Raw genomic sequence first — 23934 nt, 5'->3', positions numbered from 1 at the left:
GCATAACGGTTATCGTCGCGATGCCGATCCTGGCGATATTCTGGCTCGCCTTTTCCGGCGGTGACGACACCTGGAGGCATGTGATCGCCAATGTCCTGCCGCGAGCCGCCGGCAGGACCATCTGGCTGCTCCTCTTCACCGGCGCCGCCGCCGCCGTTTTCGGCATCTTCACCGCCTGGCTGGTGGCGAGCTTCGAGTTTCCGGGGCGCCGGCTGCTCTCGGCCGCGCTGGTGCTGCCGCTCGCCATTCCTTCCTATCTGGCGGCCTATGCCTTCGGGGAGTTCCTGGACTTCACCGGACCGATCCAGACCTGGTATCGCGAGGCCTTCGGCTATCGGACGACGCGCGACTACTGGTTTCCGGATATCCGCTCGCTTGGCGGGGCGGTGCTCGTGCTTTCGTCCGTGCTTTACCCCTATGTCTACCTCGCCTGCCGTTCGATGTTCATGATGCAGGGTCGCGCGGCAGCCGATGTCGCCCGCACGCTCGGCGCCGGGCCGCTGCGGGTCCTGCTGAGGATACAGATACCGATGGCCCGGCCGGCAATCGTCATCGGGCTCACCCTGGTGATGATGGAAACCCTGAACGACATCGGCGCGGTGGAATTCCTCGGTGTCAACACCCTGACATTCTCCGTCTACGACACCTGGCTGAACCGCGGCAGCCTTTCCGGCGCCGCGCAGATCGCCGCTGTCATGCTGGCAGTCGTCGCAGCACTCATCCTTATCGAGCGCGCCGCGCGCCGGAGGCAGCGTTTTGCCGGCAGCAGGACGACGGCACATGCCGGCAATGCATTGCGGCCCCGGCTTTCCCGGACGAAAGGCTGGCTTGCGGCGATGTTCTGCGCATTGCCCGTCGCGACCGGTTTTTTCATTCCGGTCCTGGTCATGGGCCGTTTCGCATCGGCGCGCATCGAGAACTTCGCCGATCCGCGGCTCCTCGATGCGCTGTGGAACAGCATGTCGGTTTCCGCGGCTGCAGCCGCCTCGGCCGTTTGCCTCGGTTTCATCCTTTCCTACGCGGCCCGCAGCGAGCCTTCGGTCCGGACGGCCTTCGCAGGGCGGATCGCTTCTCTGGGCTATGGCGTGCCGGGCACGGTTCTGGCCATCGGCGTCCTTATCCCGCTCGCCGGTTTCGACAATGCCCTCGACGGCTTCCTGAGGACGAATTTCGGGATATCGACCGGACTTCTGCTTTCCGGCAGCGGGTTTGCGATCGTCTATGCCTGCACGGTACGGTTCATGACCATAGCGGAGGGCAATCTCGACGCCGGCTTCCAGAAGCTTTCCCTCCATCTCGACATGGCGGCGCGCGCGCTCGGCAGAAATCGCCGGCAAACGCTCCGGTCGGTGCTGCTGCCCAATATGAGACCCGCCCTGCTGACGGCGGCGCTTTTCGTCTTCATCGAAACGATGAAGGAACTTTCCGCGACGATCCTGCTTCGCCCGTTCAACTTCAACACGCTGGCGACGCTCGTCTACGAGGATGCGTCCCGGGCGAAGATCGAGGATGCGTCGGTTGCCTCGATCATCATCATCCTGGCCGGCCTCATCCCCGTCATTCTGGTTTCCCGCTCGATGGACAGATTGCGGTAAAACGCAAATACCACTTCAGATTGTTTTCTCTTTTAAAAGAAAGGCAGCCGAAGCTGCCTGAAGTTTAATGCTGTCCAACGAGGGTCGGGTGGAGACATCATGTCTATGAAAGCTCGCGTACACGCCCTTCATACACCGGATTGATCCATGTTGCTCCACTTTTGACCAATGCGGCTTAATAGCGGGTTAACAGTCTCCATTTTCCGGAATTCCGGCCGGAAAATGTATCGATTCGGGACACCCGCCACACCGGAAATCGCTCAGTTCTTCAGCTCCGCAAGATCGGCGAAAAGATCGAGCGCCTCGGGATTGGCCAGCGCCTCCTTGTTCTTGACCGCCCGGCCATGCACGACGTCCCGAACCGCCAGCTCGACAATCTTGCCGGATTTCGTGCGGGGAATATCGGCGACCTGGATCACTTTGGCCGGGACATGGCGGGGCGAGGCACCTGTGCGGATGCGCGTCTTGATCGCCTTGGCAAGGTCGTCATCAAGCACGAGACCATGGGCAAGGCGCACGAAGAGAATGACGCGCACGTCATTATCCCAATCCTGGCCGATACAGATCGCCTCCGCGACCTCCTTCATCTGTTCCACCTGATTGTAGATTTCGGCGGTGCCGATGCGCACGCCCCCGGGATTGAGCGTCGCATCCGAACGGCCGTGGATGACGATGCCGCCATGCTCGGTCCATTCCGCGAAATCGCCGTGGCACCAGATATTGTCGAAACGCTCGAAATAGGCCGCGCGATACTTCGCACCTTCCGAATCGTTCCAGAACATGACCGGCATCGAGGGGAAGGCCCTGGTGCAGACGAGTTCGCCCTTTTCGCCACGCACGGGCCTGCCGGCATCGTCCCAGACATCGACGGCGAGGCCAAGCCCCGGCCCCTGGATCTCGCCGCGCCAGACGGCTTTCAGCGGATTGCCGAGCACGAAGCAGGAAACGATATCCGTGCCGCCGGAGATCGAGGCGAGATGCACGTCGTCCTTGATGCCTTCATAGACGAACGAAAACCCTTCCGGCGAGAGCGGAGAGCCGGTCGAGGTGATCAGCCGCAGGCTGGAAAGGTCATGGCTTTCCTTCGGCACTATGCCGCCCTTGCGTACAGCATCGATATATTTCGCCGACGTGCCGAAGACCGCAAATCTCTCATCCCGCGCGTAGTCGAACAGCACGTTGCCATCCGGCGCGAACGGAGAACCGTCGAACAGGCAGAGCGTGGCGCCGACGGCAAGGCCGGAAACAAGCCAGTTCCACATCATCCAGCCGCAAGTGGTGAAATAGAAAAGCTTCTCGCCGGGTTCGAGGCTGCAATGGAAACGATGTTCCTTCAGATGCTGCAGCAGCGTGCCGCCGGCCGAATGAACGATACATTTCGGCACGCCGGTCGTGCCCGAGGAAAACAGAATGTAAAGCGGATGCGAAAAGGGCAGTGGCTCGTACGTCACCGCTTCCGCCTCGAAAGGCGCCGTGAAATCGGCAAGCGTGCGTCCGTCGGCGAGCGAGGCGGCCAGCTTCGGCGCGTCGCCAGCATAGGGTATGACGAGAACCGGCGCTTTCAGGGCTTCCGAGACCACCTTCACCTTGGCGGAGACATCCTGAAGCTTGCCATTGTACCAATAGGCGTCGCAGGCGATGAAGAGCTTCGGGCCGATCTGTCCGAAGCGATCGAGCACGCCCTGCTCGCCGAAATCGGGGGAACAGGAAGACCATATGGCCCCGATCGAGGCGGCCGCCAGCATGCAGGCGATCGTTTCCGGCATGTTCGGCATCATGGCGGCGACACGATCACCCTTTCCGATGCCAAGCGCCCTGAAAGCCTGTTGCAGCCTGGAGACTTCGGCGTGCAGCCCGTCCCACGACCAGCGGTAGCTCACCTTGTCCTCGCCGCGGAAGATCAGCGCATCTCCCGCACCGCTGCCGGCCAGGAGGTTCTCGGCAAAGTTCAGCACCGCATCCGGGAAGAAGCGGGCTGCGAGCATGTCGTCGCCATCAATGAGCACGCGCGGCCCGCGCTCGCCCTTCACGCCGCAGAAATCCCATACCGCCGACCAGAACTCGCCGCGCTCCGCAATCGACCACGCATAGAAGGCGTCGTAGTCAGGAAAGCTTTTTCCATGACGCTCGGCACACCAGCCCATGAAATGAAAAAGCGGCGTCTTCTGCTGCTTTTCCTTCGAGGGACTCCACAACGGCTGTTCGTTGCCCATTGGCATTTCCTCCACCCCTGAATGACCTCCCAACGGAACAGGGTCCCACCCCCATTTCCGTTCACGCCTTGCACGAAGCCTGGACGTCCGGCCTGTATAGCATGTTGCAGCGCATTATAAAGAGGACCGTCGGGAAGCGCGCATGGATTTGCGCGGGCCTGCCATTTCCTATATTCGCGTGGATCATGGTCGCCCACAGATCCGGCAATTTGCAGAAAAGACTGGTGCAGCCGCTTCGGCGGCGGCGCCGTCTGCTGGTTATCGCCCTTGCCATCCTGGGCTTTTTCGCGATCTTCCAGATCGTCGCGCCGTTCCTCATCTCCTCCTCGGTGGTGCGCGAGAGCATGGAGCGCGCAGTCGCTCAATGGACCGGCCATGACGTAACGATCGAGGGAGTGCCGGATATCCGCTTCTGGCCGGAGCCGCGCATCACGCTGAGGGACATCACGATCCGCAAGCCAGCTACCGGCGGCGAACGCGTCCTCGGCCGGATCTCGCGGCTTTCCGCTTCCTTCGATCTTTTCGAAGCCCTGATCGGCCGGCCGGAGTTCCAGGATTTTCGCCTTACGAACCCGGAATTCTATGTGTTGCGCGATGCGAACGGACGGCTCGACTGGGCAAACGACGGGCTGCTCAGCCGCGCGGTGCGGGAGGCGAAGGCGGATGGCGACGGCCAGGCGCTGTCGCGGGATGCCGACGCCCCGGTGGGCGACGTCCGCATCACCGACGGAACCCTCGAAATCTCCGATCTTCCGAGCGGCAACGTGATGCGGTTCACCGCCATCAACGGCAGTCTCGACTGGCCGTGGCTTTCCCGAAGCCTGGAGATGAAGGCTGCGGCCGAATTCAACGGCCGGCGCCTGAGCCTGGACCTGAGTTCGACGCAACCCCTGCTGCTGCTTTCCGGCAAGAATGGCAATGCATCCGGAGCCATCCAGTCGGACATCATCCGGGGGCGTTTCAACGGCATCGCCAACCTTGCGACCCAAGGCTTCCTTTCGGGGGACGCCGAACTGACGATCCCCGATCTTGCGGCCATCATGAACTGGGCCGGGGTCAGTTTCGCCGGCGCGCAGCGCATGAAGAGCCTTGCCCTCAACGCGCACCTCGCCACGAATGACGACGCCGTCCGTTTCGAGAATCTTTCCCTTGAGCTCGACGGCAACAAGGCAACCGGAATCCTCGACCTCATGTTGCCGGCGGGCAGGCTTCCACGACTGACCGGCACCCTCGCCTTCAATCGGCTGGACCTTTCCGGAATTCTCGATGCGATCACGCCGCCCGCTCCGGGGAAGACAAGCGCCACCGACGATTTTCAGGCCGGCATCGAATTCGACCTGCGCCTCTCGGCAGAGGAAGCGACCCTCGGTCCCCTTCGCCTTTCCGAGGCTGCCGTCAGCGTGCTGGACACGCCCTCCCAGTCGCGGGTCGACATCGCCGACAGCGATTTCGAGACCGGCCGCCTGACCGGCCGCCTCGCGACGACGAAAGGCGAGGCGACGGATGGAGTGGCGCTGCATCTCTCGGTCCGGGATGCCGATCTCGGCAATATCGTCAAAGAACTCGGGCTGAGCGGACCGCTGCCCGCCGCGCGCGGTTCGCTGGATCTGGCGCTCGATATCGACAGACCGCTGACGGCCGCGGCATGGCGGAACGGGAAGGGCAATATCCGTTTGCGCACGGAACGCGGTTTCCTGCCGGGGGTGAATATCGGCGGTATCCGGCAACTTGCGGCAAGGAAACCGTATTTCCCCTTGACGGAAGCCGGCGGCGGCAACCTCGAATTCGACAGCATCGACATCTCGGCCAACCTGCAAGGCGGATCGGCCGAGATCCGGGAAGGCAGGATCATCGGCGGCGGCGAGACACTGACGCTTTCGGGCGTCATTCCGTTTGCCAGCAACAGCCTGGCGCTTTCGGCCAGCATCCAGCCCGCAACGCCAGCCGAGAACACAACACCGTTCATGGTGTTTATCGGCGGATCATGGCCGAACCCGGTCATCTGGCCGATTTCGCAGGCTCCCCCGAAGCCCTGAGTCTCGACCGGCCGTCACCCCCGCTGCGCGACATGTTCGTCGCGGATGCGCCGCAGTTCCGCCCGCTTGGTGCTGATCGACGTCGCGATGACGCCGATGGTTACGAGCCCGATGAGAATGGTGCAGATGGCGTTGATCTCCGGCGTGACGCCAAGCCTTACCTGCGAATAGATCTTGATCGGCAGCGTGGTGGCGCCCGGACCGGTGTTGAAGCTTGCGATCACCAGGTCATCCAGCGAGAGGGTGAAGGCGAGCATCCAGCCGGCGATGACCGCCGGCATGATCAGCGGCAGGGTGATCTTGAAGAAGGTTTTCACCGGCGGGCAGCCGAGATCGAGCGCCGCCTCCTCCAGGCTGCGGTCGAAGGTCATCAGCCGCGACTGAACGACGATGGCCACATAGCACATGGTGAAGGTCGTATGCGCGATGGTGACCGTCCAGAAGCCGCGGTCGACGTTCAGCGCCACGAACAGCAGCAGCATCGAAAGGCCGGTGATGACCTCGGGCATGACGAGCGGCGCATAGATCATCCCCGAAAACAGCATTCTGCCTGGAAACTTCTCGAAGCGGACGAGCGAAAGGGCGGCGAGCGTGCCGAGTACCGTGCCGATCGTGGCGCTGAGGACGCCGACGCGCGCCGTCACCCAGGCCGCGTCCATCAGTCCCTCGTTGGACCACATGGTGCGATACCAGTTGAGCGAGAACCCGCCCCACACCGTCACGAGCTTGGAGGCATTGAAGGAATAGACTACCAGGATGATGATCGGAATGTAGAGGAAAGCGAAACCGAGCGTCAGGACGGTGGCGTCGAAGCGGGACGACTTCATCTCAAGCCACCTTTTTCTGCTGGTTCTGGAAAATCATGATCGGCACGACCAGCATGATCAGCAGAACCACCGCCACCGCAGAGGCGAGCGGCCAGTCGCGATTGCCGAAGAATTCCGTCCAAAGCGTCTTGCCGATCATCAGCGTGTCCGCGCCGCCAAGCAGATCGGGAATGACGAATTCGCCGGTGATCGGGATGAAGCAGATCATCGAGCCGGCAACGACACCCGGCAGCGACAACGGAAAAGTGATCTTCCAGAAGGCCTTCAACGGCGGGCAACCAAGATCGCTGGCAGCCTCCAGCAGCGTATTGTCCATCTTCTCCAGCGCCGAATACAGCGGCAGGACCATGAAAGGCAGGTAGGAGTAGACGATGCCGATGAAGACGGCGATATCGGTTCTGAAAATCTGCACCTGCTGCTCGGGACCGAGAAAGCCGATCGCCTGGAAGAGCAGCGTCAGGAGGCCATCCGGCTTGAGGATGCCGATCCAGGCATAGACGCGGATCAGGAACGAGGTCCAGAAGGGCAGGATGACCAGCATGACGAGCGTCGGCCTGAGCGTCGAAGGCGCCCGCGCCATGGCGAGCGCCATGGGATATCCGATCAGCAGGAGCAGGAACGTGGAGATCACCGCGATCCTGAGCGAAGACAGATAGGCCTTCACGTAAAGAGGGTCTTCGGTGAGGAAGAGGTAATTTTCGAAATCGAGTTTCGAAACGAAATCGCCGATCGCGCCGAGCCCCTGGAAGAGGGGCGTATAGGGCGGCATGGCGATCGCCGTGTCCGACAGCGAGATCTTGAAGATGATCAGGAATGGCGCCGCGAAGAAAAGCAGCAGCCACAGATACGGCACCACGACCACAAGCCAGCGGGCCGAGCTCGGCGTGTTTGCGGCAGGGGTCTGAGGTTCGGAAACGCTCGCCATACGCATCCCCTCAGCGTGTCAGCACGAGGCCGGCATCACGCGACCAGGTGAGCCAGACCATGTCGCCGAAGGTGATCGGCCGGTCGACGAGGCGGGAGACATTGGCCTGCGCCGCCCGCACGATACGGTCGTCCGCAAGCTTGACGAGGAAGACCGAGAAATCGCCGAGATAACCGATATCCCAGACTTCGCCATAAACGACGTTGGCAGAGGTCTCGGCGGGCCGATCCTGCGAAATACGCACCTTTTCCGGCCGGATCGCGAAGGCGACCTTGTCGCCCTTCGCGGCCTGGCACTCCTGTTCGACCGCAACCGAAATGCCGTCGCAGTCGATGTGGACTTCGCCCGGCGCACCGAGCGCGCTTCCGGTCGTCGCCACCGTGCCTTCGAGAATGTTGATGTCGCCGATAAAGTCCGCGACGTAGCGGCTGTTCGGCGCCTCGTAGATTTCCGCCGGCGTCGCCACCTGCATGATGATGCCCTTGTCCATGACCGCGATACGGTCCGAAACCGTCATCGCCTCTTCCTGGTCATGCGTCACGATCAGGAAGGTGAGGCCGAGTTCGGTCTGGATATCCATCAGCTCGAACTGCGTCTCCTCGCGCAGCTTCTTGTCGAGCGCGCCGAGCGGCTCGTCCAGCAGCAGGACCTTGGGGCGCTTGGCGAGCGAGCGGGCAAGCGCGACACGCTGGCGCTGACCGCCGGAGAGCTGGTTCGGCTTCCGCTTGGCAAACGACTCCAGCTTGACGAGCTTCAGCATCTCCTCGACGCGCTTGGCGATCTCTCCCTTCGGCAGATTGTCCTGCTCGAGGCCGAAGGCGATGTTCTTCTCCACCGTCATGTGCGGAAAGAGCGCATAGCTCTGGAACATCATATTGGTCGGCCGGCGATAGGGCGGCACGCCGGAAATATCCTTGCCCTGCAGCAGGATGCGCCCTTCGGTGGGCTCCTCGAAGCCTGCCAGCATGCGCATGAGGGTGGTCTTGCCGCAGCCGGAGGGGCCCAGCAGCGAGAAGAATTCCCGCTCGTATATATCGAGCGTCAGGTTGTCGACGGCGGTGAAATCGCCGAACCGCTTTGTGATGTTTTCAAAACGAATGAAGGGAACGGCCGAAGGATCGGTCCAGGGAGAGAATTTACGCTTTACCGGTCCAAGAGATTTCGCCATGCCTTGCCCCATTTGCCCCAAAGCCTGAAAGTGTTCGGGGCAGGCGTTTCCGCCTGCCCCGCTCTCGTCAGCTGCCGGTCTTGACCTGAGTCCAGACCCGGTTGAGCACGCGCTGCTCTTTCGGGCCGTAGGGGGATATGGTGAAGAGCTTCTTGACCACATCCTCCGGCGGGTAGACCGCTGGATTTTCAAACACTTCCTTGTCCAGGAACTTCTGCGAGGCGAGGTTGCCGTTTGCATACTGGACGTAGTTGGAAGCCTTGGCGATGACTTCCGGCTTCATCAGGTAGTTGATGAAGGCATGGGCTTCCTCGACATGTTTGGCATCCGCCGGGATCGCGAGGTTGTCGAACCACATGTACGTGCCTTCCTTCGGAATCACGAACTCGACCTTCACGCCGTTATTGGCTTCCTCGGCACGGGTTTTCGCCTGCAGAACGTCGCCCGACCAGCCGATGGTGATGCAGGTATCGCCATTGGCAAGTTCGTCGATATAGGCAGACGAGTTGAAGCTCTTCACGAAGGGGCGGACCTTCATGTAGACATTGCCGCCCGCTTCCAGGTCGGCCGTTTCCTTGCTGTCGGGGTCCTTGCCGATATAGTTCATCGCGATCGCGAAGGTTTCGTCCGACGCGTCCAGGATGTTGATGCCGCAGGCCTTCAGCTTTTCGGCGTTCTCGGGCTTGAAGAGCACATCCCAGCTGTCGACCGGCACGTCGCCGAGGGCGGCCTTCACCTTGTCGGCATTGTAGCCGATGCCGGTGGTGCCCCACATGTAGTTGACGGCGTACTGGTTGCCGGGATCGTATTTGGCGAGACGCTCGGAAACCGCCGGCCACAGATTGGAGAGGTTGGGCAGCTTGGACTTGTCGAGCTTCTGGAAAACGCCGGCCTGAATCTGGCGGGCGAGGAAGGGACCGGTCGGAACGACGACGTCGTAACCCGAACCGCCGGCGAGAAGCTTGGTCTCGACCATCTCGTTGCTGTCAAAGACGTCATAGACGACCTTGATGCCCGTCTCCCTGGTGAAATCCGCAAGGATCGTTTCATCGATATAGTCAGACCAGTTGTAGACATGGACCACACGTTCCTGCGCCATGACGGCAGTCACGGAAAATGCCGACGCAGCCAAGGCAGCAGCGAGGCCAAGCAAATGGTTTTTCATGATCTCTCCAGTTCCGGTTTTTCGCGCGGGCGGTATTCCACGCACAAATTCCCTCGTCGTTTTCGGGAGAGTAGAAAGGAATTTTTCTCCCCACAAGGGGGAATGTGCGCCGCCGCAAAGGTCACTGGAAATCAAAGGCGCTCAAGCCCGTCACCATCTCGTCGAGACCAAGCGGGCGCGTGACCGGCGGCTCGGCGCGTGAAAGGCATCCCTGCCGCTCGCAAAGCCGGCAGGCCGTGCCGGCAAGCACAGTGCCGGCCGGACCGGGCAGCGCCTCGCCATAAACAGTCTCGCTCGCATGCGAGAGATCGCAGCCGAGCAGGATCGCCGTGCGGCGGACCCGCTCGCCAAACCCGGCCTGCGGCCCTTCCAGCGTGCGCGACAAGGCGAGAAATGCCGCGCCATCCGGCATTTCCACCCGCTCGACGAGGATCTGGCCCGGCTGGGCGAAGGCGGCGTGGATGCCGAGCCTCGGACAGAGCCCGCCGAAGCGGGCCTGCGGAAACCCGTGCGCACCGGCCCTGCGGATCGCATTGCCCGCATGATCCAGCTCCAGCAGGAAAAACGGAATTCCGCCGGCATCGGGACGCGCAAGCATCGTCAGCCGGTTGGCCGCCTGTTCGAAGGAGACGTCGAAGCGGGAGCGCAGCACGTCGAGATCGTAGCGGGCGCGCTGGGCGGCGGAAAAGAAGGCGCCATAGGGCATCATCAGGGCATGGGCGGCATAACGGGCAAGCTCGAAACGGCCGATGCGCCTTGCCTCGCCGGTCGAGAAACCGAGGTCTTCGAGCTCGGCGGCAATTTCCTGCCCCAACGCGAGGAGCACCACTTCCATGGCCAGCTCCCGCGTGCGATCGAAGGGCGACAGCCGTTCGGAGAGAAAGAGCCGCATCGAATGGCGATCGTAGCGGCGACGCAGGTTCGGCATGGCATGGACGGGAAGCGTCCGCGCCACAATGCCGTGCTCGCTCTTCAGCCACGCTTTCAGGGCCACCGGCAGCTCGTCGCCCGCGCCCAGCTTCGTGGCGAAAGCCTCGGCCGCATCCTCGATGCGAGCATGGAAATTCGGACGCCGTTCCAGTTTTTTCCTGACCTCGTCGATCGGCAGGCGTGTTTCGGCGATCGAGGTCTCATGTCCTTCGCGCGCCAGAAGATCGGCAAGATCCGAAAGCCGTGCGGCCTGCTCGCGATAGGCACGGTAGAGCTTCATCAATCCGAGCGCAGCATTCGGCGCCGCCTCGGCGACCTCGATGATCTCCTGGTCCCCGGGAATCTCGCCTGCCAGCAGCGGATCGGCAAACACTTCGCGAAGCTGGCTTGCCAGACCGCCGCCCTCGCCCTGCAGCGTGTCGAGATCGACCTTGTAGACGGAAGCCAGCTTGAGGAGGAGCTGGACCGTCAGCGGCCTCTGGTTCCGCTCGATCAGATTCAGATAGGACGGCGAAATGCCAAGCGCCTCGGCCATGGCCGTCTGGGTCAGTTCGAGACCCAATCGCACCCGCCTGACGCGCGGGCCGGCAAAAATTTTCCGCTCGGCCATTTGTCACCGTTTTTACAAACCCGGCCCGATGCCGAATTTTACAATTTTGACATTTTCACAGAAGTCCTTGTGAAAGGCAAGACATCCTAACCCGTTTTCCGGCGCTGATTTAGTTTCTTTTCTGGCAGTGCAGCATTCTCTTCTGTAAATTCAGTCACACAAGGATGGAGTTGGCTCCGCCGGCAGTTTTACACGGGAGAAAGAAATGACAGATTTTTACACACTGGTTCCAGGCGCTCCGAAAGGCCGTTATGACGGGATCGAACGTCCCTATTCGGCGCAGGACGTGAAGCGGCTCCGTGGTTCGGCCGACATCCGCTACTCTCTGGCGGAGCTTGGCGCGAACCGGCTGTGGTCGCTGCTCCACAAGGAGGACTTCGTCAACGCGCTCGGCGCCATGACGGGCAACCAGGCCATGCAGCAGGTCCGCGCCGGCCTGAAGGCGATCTATCTTTCCGGCTGGCAGGTTGCGGCCGACGCCAACACCGCTTCCGCCATGTATCCGGACCAGTCGCTCTATCCGGCCAATGCCGCACCGGAGCTCGCCCGCCGCATCAACCGTACGCTCCAGCGCGCCGACCAGATCGAGACCGCGGAAGGCAAGGGACTTTCGGTCGAATCCTGGTTCGCGCCGATCGTCGCGGATGCGGAAGCCGGCTTCGGCGGACCGCTCAACGCCTTCGAGATCATGAAGGCATTCATCGAAGCGGGCGCAGCGGGAGTTCACTACGAGGACCAGCTTGCCTCGGAGAAGAAGTGCGGCCATCTGGGCGGAAAGGTTCTGATCCCCACGGCAGCGCATATCCGCAACCTGACCGCGGCCCGCCTTGCCGCCGACGTCATGGGCGTCCCGACGCTGGTCATCGCCCGCACCGATGCGGAGGCGGCAAAACTGCTCACGTCCGACATCGACGAGCGCGACAAACCCTTCGTCGACTACGAGGCAGGCCGCACGGTGGAAGGCTTCTACCAGGTCCGCAACGGGCTCGAACCCTGCATCGCGCGTGCGGTCGCCTACGCACCCCATTGCGACCTCATCTGGTGCGAGACGTCGAAGCCGGACCTCGAACAGGCGCGCAAGTTCGCGGAAGGCGTCCACAAGGCGCATCCGGGCAAGATGCTCGCCTACAACTGCTCGCCCTCGTTCAACTGGAAGAAGAACCTGGACGATACGACGATCGCCAAGTTCCAGCGGGAACTGGGTGCGATGGGCTACAAGTTCCAGTTCATCACGCTCGCCGGCTTCCATCAGCTGAACTACGGCATGTTCGAGCTCGCCCGTGGCTACAAGGATCGGCAGATGGCCGCCTATTCCGAGCTGCAGGAAGCCGAATTTGCCGCCGAGACCAATGGTTACACGGCAACCAAGCACCAGCGCGAGGTCGGCACAGGCTATTTCGACGCCGTCTCCATGGCGATCACCGGCGGGCTTTCGTCCACCACCGCCATGAAGGAATCGACCGAGCACGACCAGTTCCGCCCGGCCGCGGAGTAATAGCGTTCCCTCCCGGCCCGCCCCCGCTTTCCTTCGGAAGCGGGGGTTCGGAGAGGACCGAAATCCTGTTCAAGAACCCCGACAAAAGAGGAGAAATGCCATGAACGTCCAGACGCGCGTCAAGGAACGCGCTGAAGAACAAGCCACCAGCATGACCGCGGAACAGCAGGCGGCGATCCGCACGCTCGCCAACGACCTGCACCGGCTCAACCATGCCGTCATGAAAGCGGTCGAAGCCGGCGTTTCGGTCGAGCTCGTCCGCTCGGCGCGGCATCACGGCGGCGATGGCCACTGGGGTGACCTGATGATCCCCGTCATCGTCACCAATCGCGCGCAGCAGTAACCACGCCCGGCAGCCGTCTCTTCAAGGACGCCGGCCGGCGAAAAGTGCGGAATTGTCCTTGACGAACCTCACCATGCGATCGACCACCGTGCGGATTTCCCGGCGGTGGCGATCGTCGTTGTTCATCACGATCCACTGGCTGTGGCGAAGGCTGGCGATCTCTTCGCCGACGTGTTCCAGCCTCACCTAGTGGAAAAGCGACGGGATCGAAAGAAGCGCGGCCGTGGCGCAGACCGCAATTGCCAGCAGCTTGAGCCGCTTCAACTTTGCGTCGTCCTGGACCAAAGCGATGGCGATTGCGCGGGCACGGCGGGTCTTCTGCATAGGTATTCAACCCCAAACACAAGTTGCGACTGGCGTCCTGCCGCGAGCCGGCAGGCAACGCATCCCAGCTTTAAACCAGAGGATTTGGCTGGCATTAAGGCAGGATGGCGGAGGCACATTAAGAAGTGCTGAATCGGGAGATATTACAATGCCTCCCCGCAAACATGGCCCGACGACCAGGCCCACTGGAAATTGTAGCCCCCGAGCCAGCCCGTGACGTCGACGCATTCGCCGATGAAATGGAGCCCGGGGACGGCCTTTGCCTGCATCGTCCTCGAATCCAGCCCGGCAGTGTCGATGCCGCCGAGCGTGACTTCCGCCGTCCGATAACCTTCCGACCCGGCGGGGCGGATCGTCCAGTTCTGGATCGAGGCAGCGAGAGCATCGATCGCCTTGTCGGAAAGATCGGCAAGATGCCCCGTCACCCCGCGGCTTTCCACGAAGAACTGGGCCAGCCGCTTGGGCAACCTCTCGGAAAGCACGGTCTGCGCGGCCTGCCGGCCGTTCGTCCTGCGTGCAGCCTTGAGCAGAGCGGCCATGTCGAGATCCGGCTCGATCGCCAGCGTGATGTCGTCGCCCTCCCGCCAGTAGGAAGAAACCTGCAGGATGGAAGGGCCGCTGAGACCCCGGTGCGTGAAGAGCAGCGCTTCCCGGAAGGACATCCTGCCGTGGCGAACCTCGGCGGGCACGGCGATGCCGGAAAGCGGCGAGAGCTTTTCGAGGAGGTTCGGATCAAGCGTCAGCGGCACCAATGCCGGCCGGGGCTCGACGATCTCCAAACCGAACTGCTGTGCGATCTCATAGGCGAAACCGGTGGCCCCCATTTTGGGGATGGATTTGCCGCCGGTCGCAACCACCAGGGCGCCGGCTTCCACCGGGCCATCGGTCGTGGCGATGCGAAACCCATCCGGCGCCTTCTCGACGGACGTGATCTGCTTCTGCAGTTCAAGGACGGCGTTCGCAGCCTTCATCTCGGAGAGCAGCATGCGGATGATGTCCCTTGCGCTTTCGTCGCAGAAGAGCTGGCCGAGCGTCTTTTCGTGCCAGGCAATGCCGTGACGCTCCACGAGGTCGAGAAAATCCCGGGGGGCGTAGCGGGCCAGCGCCGACTTTGCGAAATGCGGATTGGCGGACAGGTAGTTCTTCGGGCCTGCATGGATATTGGTGAAATTGCAGCGGCCGCCCCCGGAAATGCGGATCTTCTCGCCGGGCGCCTTGGCGTGATCGAGCACGAGCACGGAACGCCCTCGCCCGCCGGCGCGAATGGCGCACATCATTCCCGCTGCGCCGGCGCCCAGGATCACCACATCGAATTTCCGCGCCACCCGCCGCTCCTTGACCTCTTCCGTTCCGCTCTTCGCGATCCTTCGTCCAAAGTCAATGCGGCCCCCTCGCCAATCGCCAATCCGTGGTTATGATGGGAACACCGATCAACCTCACTCCGGTGTGTCATGCCGCGCAAGAAACCCAATCCCGCTCCCGAAACAGGCAAGGTGCTGAAGGCCGCAACGGCCCAGCCAACGCTCACTTCTCTTCGAGGTGTAGCAGGCTGGCGCGAGGCGACCGCATGGCTCAGGGCGCGCGGGATAGAGGATGTGGAATGCATCACGCCCGATCTCGCAGGCGTCCCGCGCGGGAAGATGATGCCGTCTTCGAAGTTCACGTCGAATACGTCGCTGGCGCTGCCATCCGCCCTCTACCGGCACACGATTTCCGGGGAATACCCGGATGAGACCGGCACCTTCCGCTACGAGCCGCGCGACAGCGACCTCAAGCTGACGCCCGACCTTTCCACGCTTTCCGTCGTTCCCTGGGAAACCGATCCGACGGCGCAGGTGATCTGCGACATCATCGATACGGACGGAAAGGCGGTCGCCTATACACCCCGCAACGTCCTGAAAAACATCGTCAAACTGTATCGCGACCGCGGCTGGAAGCCGGTCGTGGCGCCGGAAATCGAGTTCTATCTCGTCGCCAAGAACGACGACCCGGATTATCCGCTGCATCCGCCGAAGGGCCGCTCGGGCCGCTCCATCCTCGGTGGCCAGGGCTATTCGATCGCCGGCATCAACGAATTCGACGAACTGATCGACGACATCTACCATTTCTCCGAAAAACAGGGGCTGGAGATCGATACGCTGATCCATGAGGAAGGCCCGGCGCAGCTTGAGATCAACCTGCGGCATGGCGATCCGGTCGAACTTGCCGACCAGGTCTTCATGTTCAAGCGCACCATCCGCGAAGCGGCGATGAAGCACGGCATCTATGCAACCTTCATGGCAAAGCCGATGCAGGGCCAGCCGGGATCGGCCATGCATATTCATCAGTCCGTCGTCGACATAGAGACCGGAAAGAACATCTTCTCCAATCCCGACGGCTCGGCCTCGGAAAATTTCTTCCATTTCATCGGCGGCATGCAGACCTATGTGCCCAAGACGCTGGTGATGATGGCGCCCTATGTGAACTCCTATCGCCGCCTGACACCGGACATGTCCGCGCCGGTGAACAACGCCTGGGGATACGACAACCGCACGACGGCCTTTCGCGTTCCCGTTTCCGACGCGGCGGCCCGCCGGGTCGAGAACCGGTTGCCGAGTTCGGATGCCAACCCCTATCTCGCGCTCGCGGCCTCGCTCGGCTGCGGATTGCTCGGCATCATCAACAAGCTCCAGCCGGAACCGCCGACGGAAGACACCGCCAACGAGGGTTCGATCGACCTGCCGCGCGGCCTGCTCGAAGCCGTCTCCCTGCTCGAATCGGAACCCGCCCTGGCGGACGTGTTCAGCCCCGAATTCATCGGCCTCTATGGCGGGGTCAAACGTGGCGAATTCGAAACCTTCATGCAGGTGATCAGCCCCTGGGAGCGGGAATTCCTGCTTCTCAACGTGTGAGGGCCCGGGTCGTGGATGCATGGCAGAGCCCGATCGCGCCGGGAATTTCCTGGTATCAGGCAACCGTCGGCGAACGGCCCGCCTATCCCGCCCTCGATGGATCGAGGAGCGTCGATGTCGCGATCATCGGAGGCGGCTATACCGGCCTTCAGGCGGCCTGCAACCTCGCGAAATCCGGCGTTGCCGTCACCCTGATCGAGGCCAGCCGTTTCGGCGACGGCGCTTCCGGGCGCAATGGCGGCCAGATGGGCACCGGTCAGCGCTGGTGGCCGGAGGAGATGGAGAAGGAACTCGGCTACGAGCGTTCCAGGGCGCTTTTCGACATGGCGGAGAATGCCAAGCGCCATCTTCTCGACTTTGCCGAAACCCACGGCATCGACATGGAATACATGCCGGGGCAGATGAACGTTTCCCACAAGCCGGGCCATGAGAAGGAGTATCACGCCAATGCGGAGATCGCCGCCGAGCGCTACGGCTATCCGCATGTCTCCTTCATGGACCGGCAGGAGACGGCCGGAAGGCTTGGCACCACGGGCTATTATTGCGGCGTCCGCGACACGGGCACCGGCCATATCCACCCGCTGAAACTGCTGGTCGGCCTCGCTCGCGTCGCACAGGCGGCCGGCGCGCAAATCCATGAGATGACGAAGGCGACCGCCATCCGGCGGAGCAAGGATGGGCCGGGCGGCAGGATCATCGTCGAGACGCCTTCCGGAACGCTGACTGCGGATCGGGTTCTTGTCGCGACCAATGCCTATATCGGCAATCTCGAACCGAAAACGGCGGCGCATATCATGCCGATCGGCTCGTTCATCGCAGCCACTGAACCGCTCGACGATTTTCCGCACGTCATCCCCGGCGGCGAAGCGGTTGCCGATTCGCGTTTCGTCGTGCGCTACTTCCGCAAAAGCAAAGACAACCGGCTGCTCTTCGGCGGCCGGGAGGTCTATTCCTCGCGCGATCCCAAAGACACCGCCAATGCCATCCGCCAGCAGATCGTCACGACCTATCCGGCCCTGAAGGATGCCGCGATTACCCATGCCTGGGGCGGCAATGTGGGAATCACCCTGCCCCGCCAACCCTTCGTGCGGGAAGTCATGCCGGGCGTGACCTCCATCGGCGGCTATTCCGGCCACGGGGTGATGCTGTCAAACTATTGTGGCAGACTCTATGCTCATATGGTCGCCGGCCAGGCGACGGAACTCGATCACCTGACGGCGCTCGACGTTCCGGCCTTTCCGGGCGGTCAACGCTTCCGGGCGCCGCTGCTTTTCCTTGCCTTGACGTGGTTCGCGCTGCGGGACAGGCTCTGACAAGGCTCCTGCCATAGTACCCCTCCCCGAGTCCATTTCGGGCTAGCGTTTTTAAATCGATTAGAATAAACATGCCTCCAACCATGCGAGATGAAAGAACAGCGATGAGCAGCCAGATCATCCCAGTTGAACCTTTTGATTGTATCGTGTTCGGTGGAACCGGCGACCTTGCCGAGCGCAAGCTTCTGCCCGCGCTTTACCACAGGCAGGTCGAAGGGCAGTTCACCGAGCCCACCCGCATCATCGGCGCTTCCCGTAGCTCCCTTTCGCATGAGGACTACCGCAAGTTCGCCGAGGACGCCCTGAAGGAGCATCTGAAGGAGGGAGAATATGACGAGGCCGAGGTCAAGAAGTTCTGCCAGCGCCTCTATTATGTCTCCGTCGATGCGAAGTCGGATCAGGGCTGGGATGCGCTCAAGAAACTGATCGACGACGGCAAGGAGCGCGTGCGCGTCTTCTATCTCGCCGTGGCGCCCGGCATTTTCGGCGCGATCTCGGAAAAGATCCGCGACCACAAGCTGATCACCAAGGCGACCCGCATCGTCGTCGAAAAGCCGATCGGCCGCGACCTTGCCTCGGCGCTGGAACTCAACGACACGATCGGCAAGGTCTTCCGCGAAGAGCAGATCTTCCGTATCGACCACTATCTCGGCAAGGAGACGGTGCAGAACCTGATGGCGCTGCGCTTCGCCAATGCACTCTACGAACCGTTGTGGAACGCCGAGCATATCGACCACGTCCAGATCACGGTCGCCGAAGCGGTGGGCCTTGAAGGCCGCGCCGGTTATTACGACACCGCCGGCGCCCTGCGCGACATGGTGCAGAACCACATCCTGCAGCTCCTCTGCCTTGTCGCCATGGAAGTCCCGTCCTCCATGGAATCGGAGTCCGTGCGCGACGAGAAGCTCAAGGTGCTCCGGGCACTGAAGCCGATCACCGAAGGCAATGTGGAACAGATGACGGTGCGCGGCCAGTATCGCGCCGGCGCTTCCGCCGGCGGTCCGGTCAAGGGCTACCTCGAAGAGCTGGAAGGCGGCGTCTCCAACACGGAAACCTTCGTCGCCATCAAGGCCGAAATCGGCAACTGGCGCTGGGCCGGCGTGCCCTTCTACATCCGCACCGGAAAGCGGCTTGCGACCCGCGTCTCCGAAATCGTCATCACGTTCAAGCCGATCCCGCACAATATCTTCGACAATGCCGCCGGCCGTATCTCCGCCAACCAGCTCATCATCCGGCTGCAGCCGGATGAAGGCGTCAAGCAGTCGCTGATGATCAAGGACCCCGGTCCGGGCGGCATGCGGTTGCGCGAAGTCTCGCTCGACATGAGCTTCGCGCAGGCCTTCAACGTGCGCAATCCGGATGCCTATGAGCGGCTTCTGACCGATACGATCCGCTCCAACCAGACGCTGTTCATGCGCCGCGACGAAGTCGAGGCCGCATGGCGGTGGGTCGATCCGATCCTGAAGGGCTGGGAAGCCACCGGCCAGCAGGTGCAGGGTTATACCGCCGGCACTTGGGGTCCGAGCCAGGCCATCGCCCTCATCGAGCGCGATGGCCGTACCTGGCATGAAGGTTGAGTGACGATGACCGCAAAGCTGCATGAGTTTTCCGATGCCGCAGCCCTCGCCGATGCCCTGGCGGACAAGGTCGCGACACAACTTGCCACGGCGATCGAGGAGCGAGGCGCGGCCTCGATCGCGGTTTCCGGGGGCTCGACGCCCAAGAGATTTTTCGAAGTGCTTTCGGCCAGCGATATCGACTGGTGCAAGGTGACGGTGACGCTGGTCGACGAACGGTTCGTGCCTGCCGACAATTCCCGCTCGAACCACCTGCTGGTCGCGACGCATCTCCTGAAGGACAAGGCTGCCGCCGCGGCCTTCATCCCGCTTTATTACGATGCGCCGTCGATAGCGGAAGCCGCGGACGTCGCAACGCGGAAGACCGCCGGGATCGGCCACCCCTTCGATGTCGTCATCCTCGGCATGGGAACGGATGGCCATACCGCCTCGTTCTTTCCGCACGGCAACAACCTGGCACGCGCGCTCGATCTTTCCGGTCCGCGCGGCGTTCTGACGATGGAAGCGGAAGGAGCCGGCGAAGAGCGGCTGACCTTCTCCTTCTCCAGTCTTTCGGACGCTCGTTTCCTGGCGCTGCATATCGAAGGTCAGGGCAAGAAGGACGTGCTCGACAAGGCGAAGGCCGGCACGGACGAAACCGAGATGCCGATCCGCGCCGCGCTGAACCGCGCCCGGTCGCCGCTCGAAATCTACTGGGCGCCGTAAGGCCCCGCACGCCCGGCCATGAGGCCGGATTCAACAAGGAACAATCCCGGTCGGCTTTCGCCCCTCCCAAGCCGGGATTGACGAAAGAGGATAGAACAATGGCCGCCCATTCCAGCATCGAGGCGATCACCGCCCGCATCGTCGAACGATCAAAGCCGCATCGCGAAGCCTATCTCGACCGTGTCCGCCGGGCGGCCTCGCGGGGGCCGCACCGCTCCGTTCTTTCCTGCGGCAACCTTGCCCATGGCTTCGCGGTCTGTTCCCCCGCCGAGAAGGCGGCGCTCGCAGGAGACGTCGTCCCGAACCTCGGCATCATCACCGCCTATAACGACATGCTGTCCGCCCACCAGCCTTACGAGACCTTTCCGCCGATCATCCGGGAAGCGGCAAGGGAAGCCGGGGGTATCGCGCAGGTCGCAGGCGGCGTGCCGGCCATGTGCGATGGCGTCACACAGGGCCAGCCGGGCATGGAGCTTTCGCTCTTTTCGCGCGATGCCATCGCCATGGCGGCCGGTATCGGCCTGTCGCACAACATGTTCGATGCGGCGGTCTTCCTCGGCGTCTGCGACAAGATCGTGCCGGGTCTGGTGATCGCAGCGCTTTCCTTCGGCCACCTGCCTTCCGTCTTCATTCCGGCAGGCCCGATGACCTCCGGTCTCCCCAACGACGAGAAGTCGCGTATCCGGCAGCTTTACGCGGAAGGCAAGGTCGGCCGGGCCGAACTGCTCGAGGCCGAGTCCAAATCCTATCACGGGCCGGGCACCTGCACCTTCTACGGCACCGCGAATTCCAACCAGATGCTGATGGAGATCATGGGTTTCCACATGCCGGGGGCCTCCTTCGTCAATCCCGGCACGCCGCTGCGCGAAGCCCTGACCCGTGAGGCCGCCAAGCGGGCGCTTGCGATCACCGCGCTCGGCAACGAATTCACACCGGCCGGCGAGATGATCGACGAGCGGTCGATCGTCAACGGCATCGTGGGCCTGCATGCGACGGGGGGCTCGACCAACCACACGCTTCATCTCGTCGCCATGGCGCGGGCCGCGGGCATCCATCTCACCTGGCAGGACATTTCCGACCTTTCCGACATCGTGCCGCTGCTCGCCCGCGTCTATCCGAACGGGCTCGCGGACGTGAACCACTTCCACGCGGCCGGGGGCATGGGTTTCCTGATCAGGCAGCTTCTGAAACAGGGGCTGCTGCATGACGACGTCCGGACCGTCTTCGGTCAGGGCCTCGAAGCCTATACCGTCGAGGCGAAGCTCGACGCCCACGGCCAGGTGGTGCGCGAGCCGGCCCCGGACGAGAGCGGCGACAAGAAGGTGCTGGCCGCAATCGAAACGCCTTTCCAGCCGACCGGCGGGCTGAAGATGCTGACCGGCAATCTCGGCAAGGCGGTCATCAAGATCTCCGCCGTCAAGCCGGAGCGTCATGTCATCGAGGCTCCGGCGATCGTCTTCCACGACCAGCAGGAATTGCAGGATGCCTTCAAGCGCGGCGAACTCAACCGGGATTTCATCGCCGTCGTCCGCTTCCAGGGGCCGAAGGCGAACGGCATGCCGGAACTGCACCGCCTCACCCCGCCGCTCGGCGTGCTGCAGGACCGGGGTTTCAAGGTGGCGCTTGTCACGGACGGCCGCATGTCCGGTGCATCGGGCAAGGTGCCGGCAGCGATCCATATCACGCCGGAAGCTTCCGACGGCGGACCGATCGCCAGGATCAAGAACGGCGACCTGATCCGCCTCGATGCAGTCGCCGGCACGCTGGAAGTGCTGGTCAGTGCTGCGGAATTCGCGTCGCGCTCACCGGTCGTGGCGGATCTCTCCGACAACGAATTCGGCATGGGACGCGAACTCTTCGCCCCATTCCGGCGCAATGTCGGCCAGGCGGATCAGGGGGCAAGCGTCTTCGCCTGACATATCCCCAGTGACGTCATATGGTTGTCTTCAGCGGTTCCTATGACGCTCACGAGGCGTCCAGGAAACGAGGAGACAACCCGATGAGCGCAGAAATTACCCGCCGCAGCCTGCTGGCTTTGTTGGCCTCGACGTCCGTCCTGCCGTTTGTTCCGGCGACCGCGCTGGCCGCCGGCGAAGGTTTTCAGGCGATCATCCTCTCGGATCTGCATTCATCCTACGAACGCATGGGCCAGCTTCTCGCCGCGATCGAAAAGCAGGTGGCCGAAGCGACCGTGCCCCAGGTCATCCTGATCAACGGCGATCTCTTCGAACTCGGCAATGTCGCCGCTTCCCGGTCAGGCGGAGAGGTTGACTGGGCTTTCCTCGGCGCCCTGGCCAAGCTTGCCCCGACCCTCTTCAACATCGGCAATCACGAGCCGGATTTCGACAATGACCTCGCACATTTCGTCGAGCGCGCCCGCAGGCTCGGCGTAACCGTGCTGAGCAACATCATCGACAAACGCAGCGGCAAGCCCTATGCGCCGGCCGGCACGACGATCGAGGCCGGCGGACTCAAGGTAAGGATAGCCGCGCTGGGCACCGATGCCATCAATACCTACCCGAAGGCCACCCGAGAGATGCTGGACATTCCGAAGCCTGCGGAATGGGCCAAGGCAAACCTGCCGGCACTGCTCGGCGGTGACGGGATCAACATCGTGCTGAGCCATGCGGGCGTGGTGCCGGACCGTGAGATCCTGCCTATACTGCCGGACGGCACGCTGATGATCGGCGGCCACGACCATCTGACGCTAATGCATGAACAGGGCGGGACCCGTTACGTCCACACCGGTTCCTGGTCTTCCGCGATCACGATTGCCACCCTTGCTTCCGTGGGCAAGGCAGCTTCACTCCGGCGGATCGACATCGACCGCGACGCCGCCTCCTCCGCCACGCTCAAGGATCTCGTTTCGGCGGTGCTCGCCAAGCACCTGAAGGAGGAAGAGCGCGCGGTCGTGGCGCATACGGCAAAAACGATGACGCTCGGCGAAACCGCCCGGTTCGCGGCGGAAGCCATGACGGCCAAGGCAGGCGCCGATATCGGCTTCATCGGCCATACGTCCTTCGGGACCGGCCTGCCGGCCGGTGACGTCAACCGCTTCGACTTCAACGCGGCGCTGCGCTTCGAAGGCAAGCTCATGACGGCGGACGTGGATGCGGCCGCGCTGGACGCCATATTGGCGCGCTGCAATCAGGATGGCGACATGCCGCTTGCCGCCCGCACCGGCGACTTCCTTTATGCCGCGCCAAAGGCTCCGGAAGGAAAACAGCGCTACAGGATCGTCTGCAACGACTGGTCGGCCGTCAATCAGAAGAGCTATTTCGGCCGGGGGGACATCGCGTTTGCCGAAATGCCCGACGTCAAGCTGAAACAGCTTGTCATCGATGCCCTGGCGAAGGGCTGATTTGTATCGCCCGAGGGCGGAAACGGCGTCCGGGCGACATGCAACCACCGCAAGGCGTCAGGCCGGAATGCTGCCTGACGCGCCGGTTACCAGGCGCGAACGTCCATCGTGCGGTCGCGGTGGTTCGGATGGGTCGAAAAGACGAAGATGCGATTCATCTCCTTTTCGGACAGGAGGCGCAGGAAACGAACCTCGATCGTGTTGTTGGCATTGGCCCGCATCAGCAGGCAGCCGACCTTCGTGATGCGCGCGTCCGGAATATCGAGATAGAATTGCTGGGGAAGATTGTACTGCGTCAGAATTCCGAGGACCGCACCGCTGCGGGAAATGCGCAGGATGTCGCAGCGGCGCTGCGCCATGTTCATCACGCCCTTTTCCGTATATTCGATACGCGCGGCATTCATGGTGTCTTCCATCTTGAACCGGCTTTCCCGGTCGTACATGAAAGACTCTTCC

General features: G+C 62.5%; 19 protein-coding genes and 1 pseudogene. 10 read left to right on the top strand and 10 right to left on the bottom strand.

The window, feature by feature from the left end:
• Positions 1 to 20: 20 nt before the first annotated feature.
• A complete protein-coding gene (locus ACFFP0_RS15280) occupies positions 21 to 1595 on the top strand; it encodes an ABC transporter permease (RefSeq protein ID WP_377262348.1) in 1575 nt (524 codons plus the stop codon).
• A gap of 260 nt (positions 1596 to 1855) precedes the next feature.
• Here the strand turns inward: ACFFP0_RS15280 and ACFFP0_RS15275 are convergent, their stop codons facing one another.
• Positions 1856 to 3808: an acetoacetate--CoA ligase gene (locus tag ACFFP0_RS15275; protein WP_377262237.1), complete on the bottom strand. Its 1953-nt coding sequence runs from the start codon at positions 3806 to 3808 to the stop codon at positions 1856 to 1858.
• 224 nt (positions 3809 to 4032) lie between these two features.
• On the opposite strand from ACFFP0_RS15275, the gene ACFFP0_RS15270 reads away from it, so the two are divergent.
• Complete coding sequence (locus tag ACFFP0_RS15270; RefSeq protein WP_377262235.1) at positions 4033 to 5844, top strand: AsmA family protein; 1812 nt, start codon at positions 4033 to 4035, stop codon at positions 5842 to 5844.
• Between the two features lie 14 nt (positions 5845 to 5858).
• Here ACFFP0_RS15270 and ACFFP0_RS15265 read toward each other — a convergent pair whose 3' ends face one another.
• From ACFFP0_RS15265 to ACFFP0_RS15245, 5 genes are all read right to left on the bottom strand, one after another.
• Positions 5859 to 6671, bottom strand: coding sequence for an ABC transporter permease (locus ACFFP0_RS15265; RefSeq protein ID WP_377262232.1), 813 nt, complete (start codon positions 6669 to 6671; stop codon positions 5859 to 5861).
• 1 nt (position 6672) lies between these two features.
• Positions 6673 to 7596 carry an ABC transporter permease subunit gene (locus ACFFP0_RS15260; protein WP_377262230.1) on the bottom strand — a complete coding sequence of 308 codons (924 nt, stop codon included), beginning with the start codon at positions 7594 to 7596 and terminating at the stop codon, positions 6673 to 6675.
• A 10-nt stretch (positions 7597 to 7606) separates the two neighbouring features.
• Positions 7607 to 8764 (bottom strand): ABC transporter ATP-binding protein, encoded by a 1158-nt coding sequence (locus ACFFP0_RS15255; RefSeq protein ID WP_377262228.1) that lies wholly within the window; start codon positions 8762 to 8764, stop codon positions 7607 to 7609.
• Between the two features lie 67 nt (positions 8765 to 8831).
• Entirely contained in the window at positions 8832 to 9929 is a 1098-nt protein-coding gene (locus ACFFP0_RS15250) for a polyamine ABC transporter substrate-binding protein (RefSeq protein ID WP_377262225.1), read from the bottom strand.
• 121 nt (positions 9930 to 10050) lie between these two features.
• Positions 10051 to 11469, bottom strand: coding sequence for a helix-turn-helix domain-containing protein (locus ACFFP0_RS15245; protein ID WP_377262223.1), 1419 nt, complete (start codon positions 11467 to 11469; stop codon positions 10051 to 10053).
• A 205-nt stretch (positions 11470 to 11674) separates the two neighbouring features.
• Between ACFFP0_RS15245 and aceA the strand changes: the two genes are divergently transcribed.
• Both aceA and ACFFP0_RS15235 read left to right on the top strand, forming a co-directional pair.
• Positions 11675 to 12964: an isocitrate lyase gene (gene aceA / locus ACFFP0_RS15240; protein WP_377262220.1), complete on the top strand. Its 1290-nt coding sequence runs from the start codon at positions 11675 to 11677 to the stop codon at positions 12962 to 12964.
• A 100-nt stretch (positions 12965 to 13064) separates the two neighbouring features.
• Positions 13065 to 13307 carry an SMc00767 family acetate metabolism repressor gene (locus ACFFP0_RS15235; RefSeq protein WP_377262217.1) on the top strand — a complete coding sequence of 81 codons (243 nt, stop codon included), beginning with the start codon at positions 13065 to 13067 and terminating at the stop codon, positions 13305 to 13307.
• Positions 13308 to 13328: 21 nt separating this feature from the next.
• Here ACFFP0_RS15235 and ACFFP0_RS15230 read toward each other — a convergent pair.
• The 3 genes and pseudogenes from ACFFP0_RS15230 to ACFFP0_RS15220 form a co-directional block, all read right to left on the bottom strand.
• Positions 13329 to 13487, bottom strand: a pseudogene (locus ACFFP0_RS15230) (LysR family transcriptional regulator); the annotation flags it as partial.
• Between the two features lie 6 nt (positions 13488 to 13493).
• Entirely contained in the window at positions 13494 to 13631 is a 138-nt protein-coding gene (locus tag ACFFP0_RS15225; RefSeq protein WP_377262215.1) for a hypothetical protein, read from the bottom strand.
• Positions 13632 to 13774: 143 nt separating this feature from the next.
• A complete protein-coding gene (locus ACFFP0_RS15220; RefSeq protein WP_377262212.1) occupies positions 13775 to 14956 on the bottom strand; it encodes a BaiN/RdsA family NAD(P)/FAD-dependent oxidoreductase in 1182 nt (393 codons plus the stop codon).
• 126 nt (positions 14957 to 15082) lie between these two features.
• Between ACFFP0_RS15220 and ACFFP0_RS15215 the strand changes: the two genes are divergently transcribed.
• The 6 genes from ACFFP0_RS15215 to ACFFP0_RS15190 all read left to right on the top strand — a co-directional run bounded on the left by ACFFP0_RS15215 (position 15083) and on the right by ACFFP0_RS15190 (position 23478).
• Positions 15083 to 16522, top strand: a complete 1440-nt coding sequence (locus ACFFP0_RS15215; RefSeq protein WP_377262209.1) for a glutamine synthetase family protein — start codon at positions 15083 to 15085, stop codon at positions 16520 to 16522.
• Positions 16523 to 16533: 11 nt separating this feature from the next.
• A complete protein-coding gene (locus ACFFP0_RS15210) occupies positions 16534 to 17835 on the top strand; it encodes an NAD(P)/FAD-dependent oxidoreductase (RefSeq protein ID WP_377262206.1) in 1302 nt (433 codons plus the stop codon).
• Between the two features lie 104 nt (positions 17836 to 17939).
• Positions 17940 to 19412, top strand: coding sequence for a glucose-6-phosphate dehydrogenase (gene zwf / locus ACFFP0_RS15205; RefSeq protein WP_377262202.1), 1473 nt, complete (start codon positions 17940 to 17942; stop codon positions 19410 to 19412).
• Positions 19413 to 19418: 6 nt separating this feature from the next.
• Positions 19419 to 20117, top strand: a complete 699-nt coding sequence (pgl, locus tag ACFFP0_RS15200) for a 6-phosphogluconolactonase (protein WP_377262346.1) — start codon at positions 19419 to 19421, stop codon at positions 20115 to 20117.
• 98 nt (positions 20118 to 20215) lie between these two features.
• A complete protein-coding gene (gene edd, locus ACFFP0_RS15195) occupies positions 20216 to 22033 on the top strand; it encodes a phosphogluconate dehydratase (RefSeq protein WP_377262199.1) in 1818 nt (605 codons plus the stop codon).
• Between the two features lie 83 nt (positions 22034 to 22116).
• Entirely contained in the window at positions 22117 to 23478 is a 1362-nt protein-coding gene (locus ACFFP0_RS15190) for a metallophosphoesterase (protein WP_377262196.1), read from the top strand.
• 86 nt (positions 23479 to 23564) lie between these two features.
• On the opposite strand, the gene ACFFP0_RS15185 is transcribed toward ACFFP0_RS15190, so the two are convergent.
• Complete coding sequence (locus ACFFP0_RS15185; protein WP_377262193.1) at positions 23565 to 23921, bottom strand: hypothetical protein; 357 nt, start codon at positions 23919 to 23921, stop codon at positions 23565 to 23567.
• Between the last annotated feature and the right edge of the window lie 13 nt (positions 23922 to 23934).

This window comes from Neorhizobium puerariae (genome assembly GCF_042429745.1).
In the GTDB taxonomy this organism is placed as follows: Bacteria; Pseudomonadota; Alphaproteobacteria; order Rhizobiales; family Rhizobiaceae; genus Neorhizobium; species Neorhizobium puerariae.
Note: the sequence above shows the minus strand (reverse complement) of the source record. Positions and strands in the feature narration are given on the sequence as shown.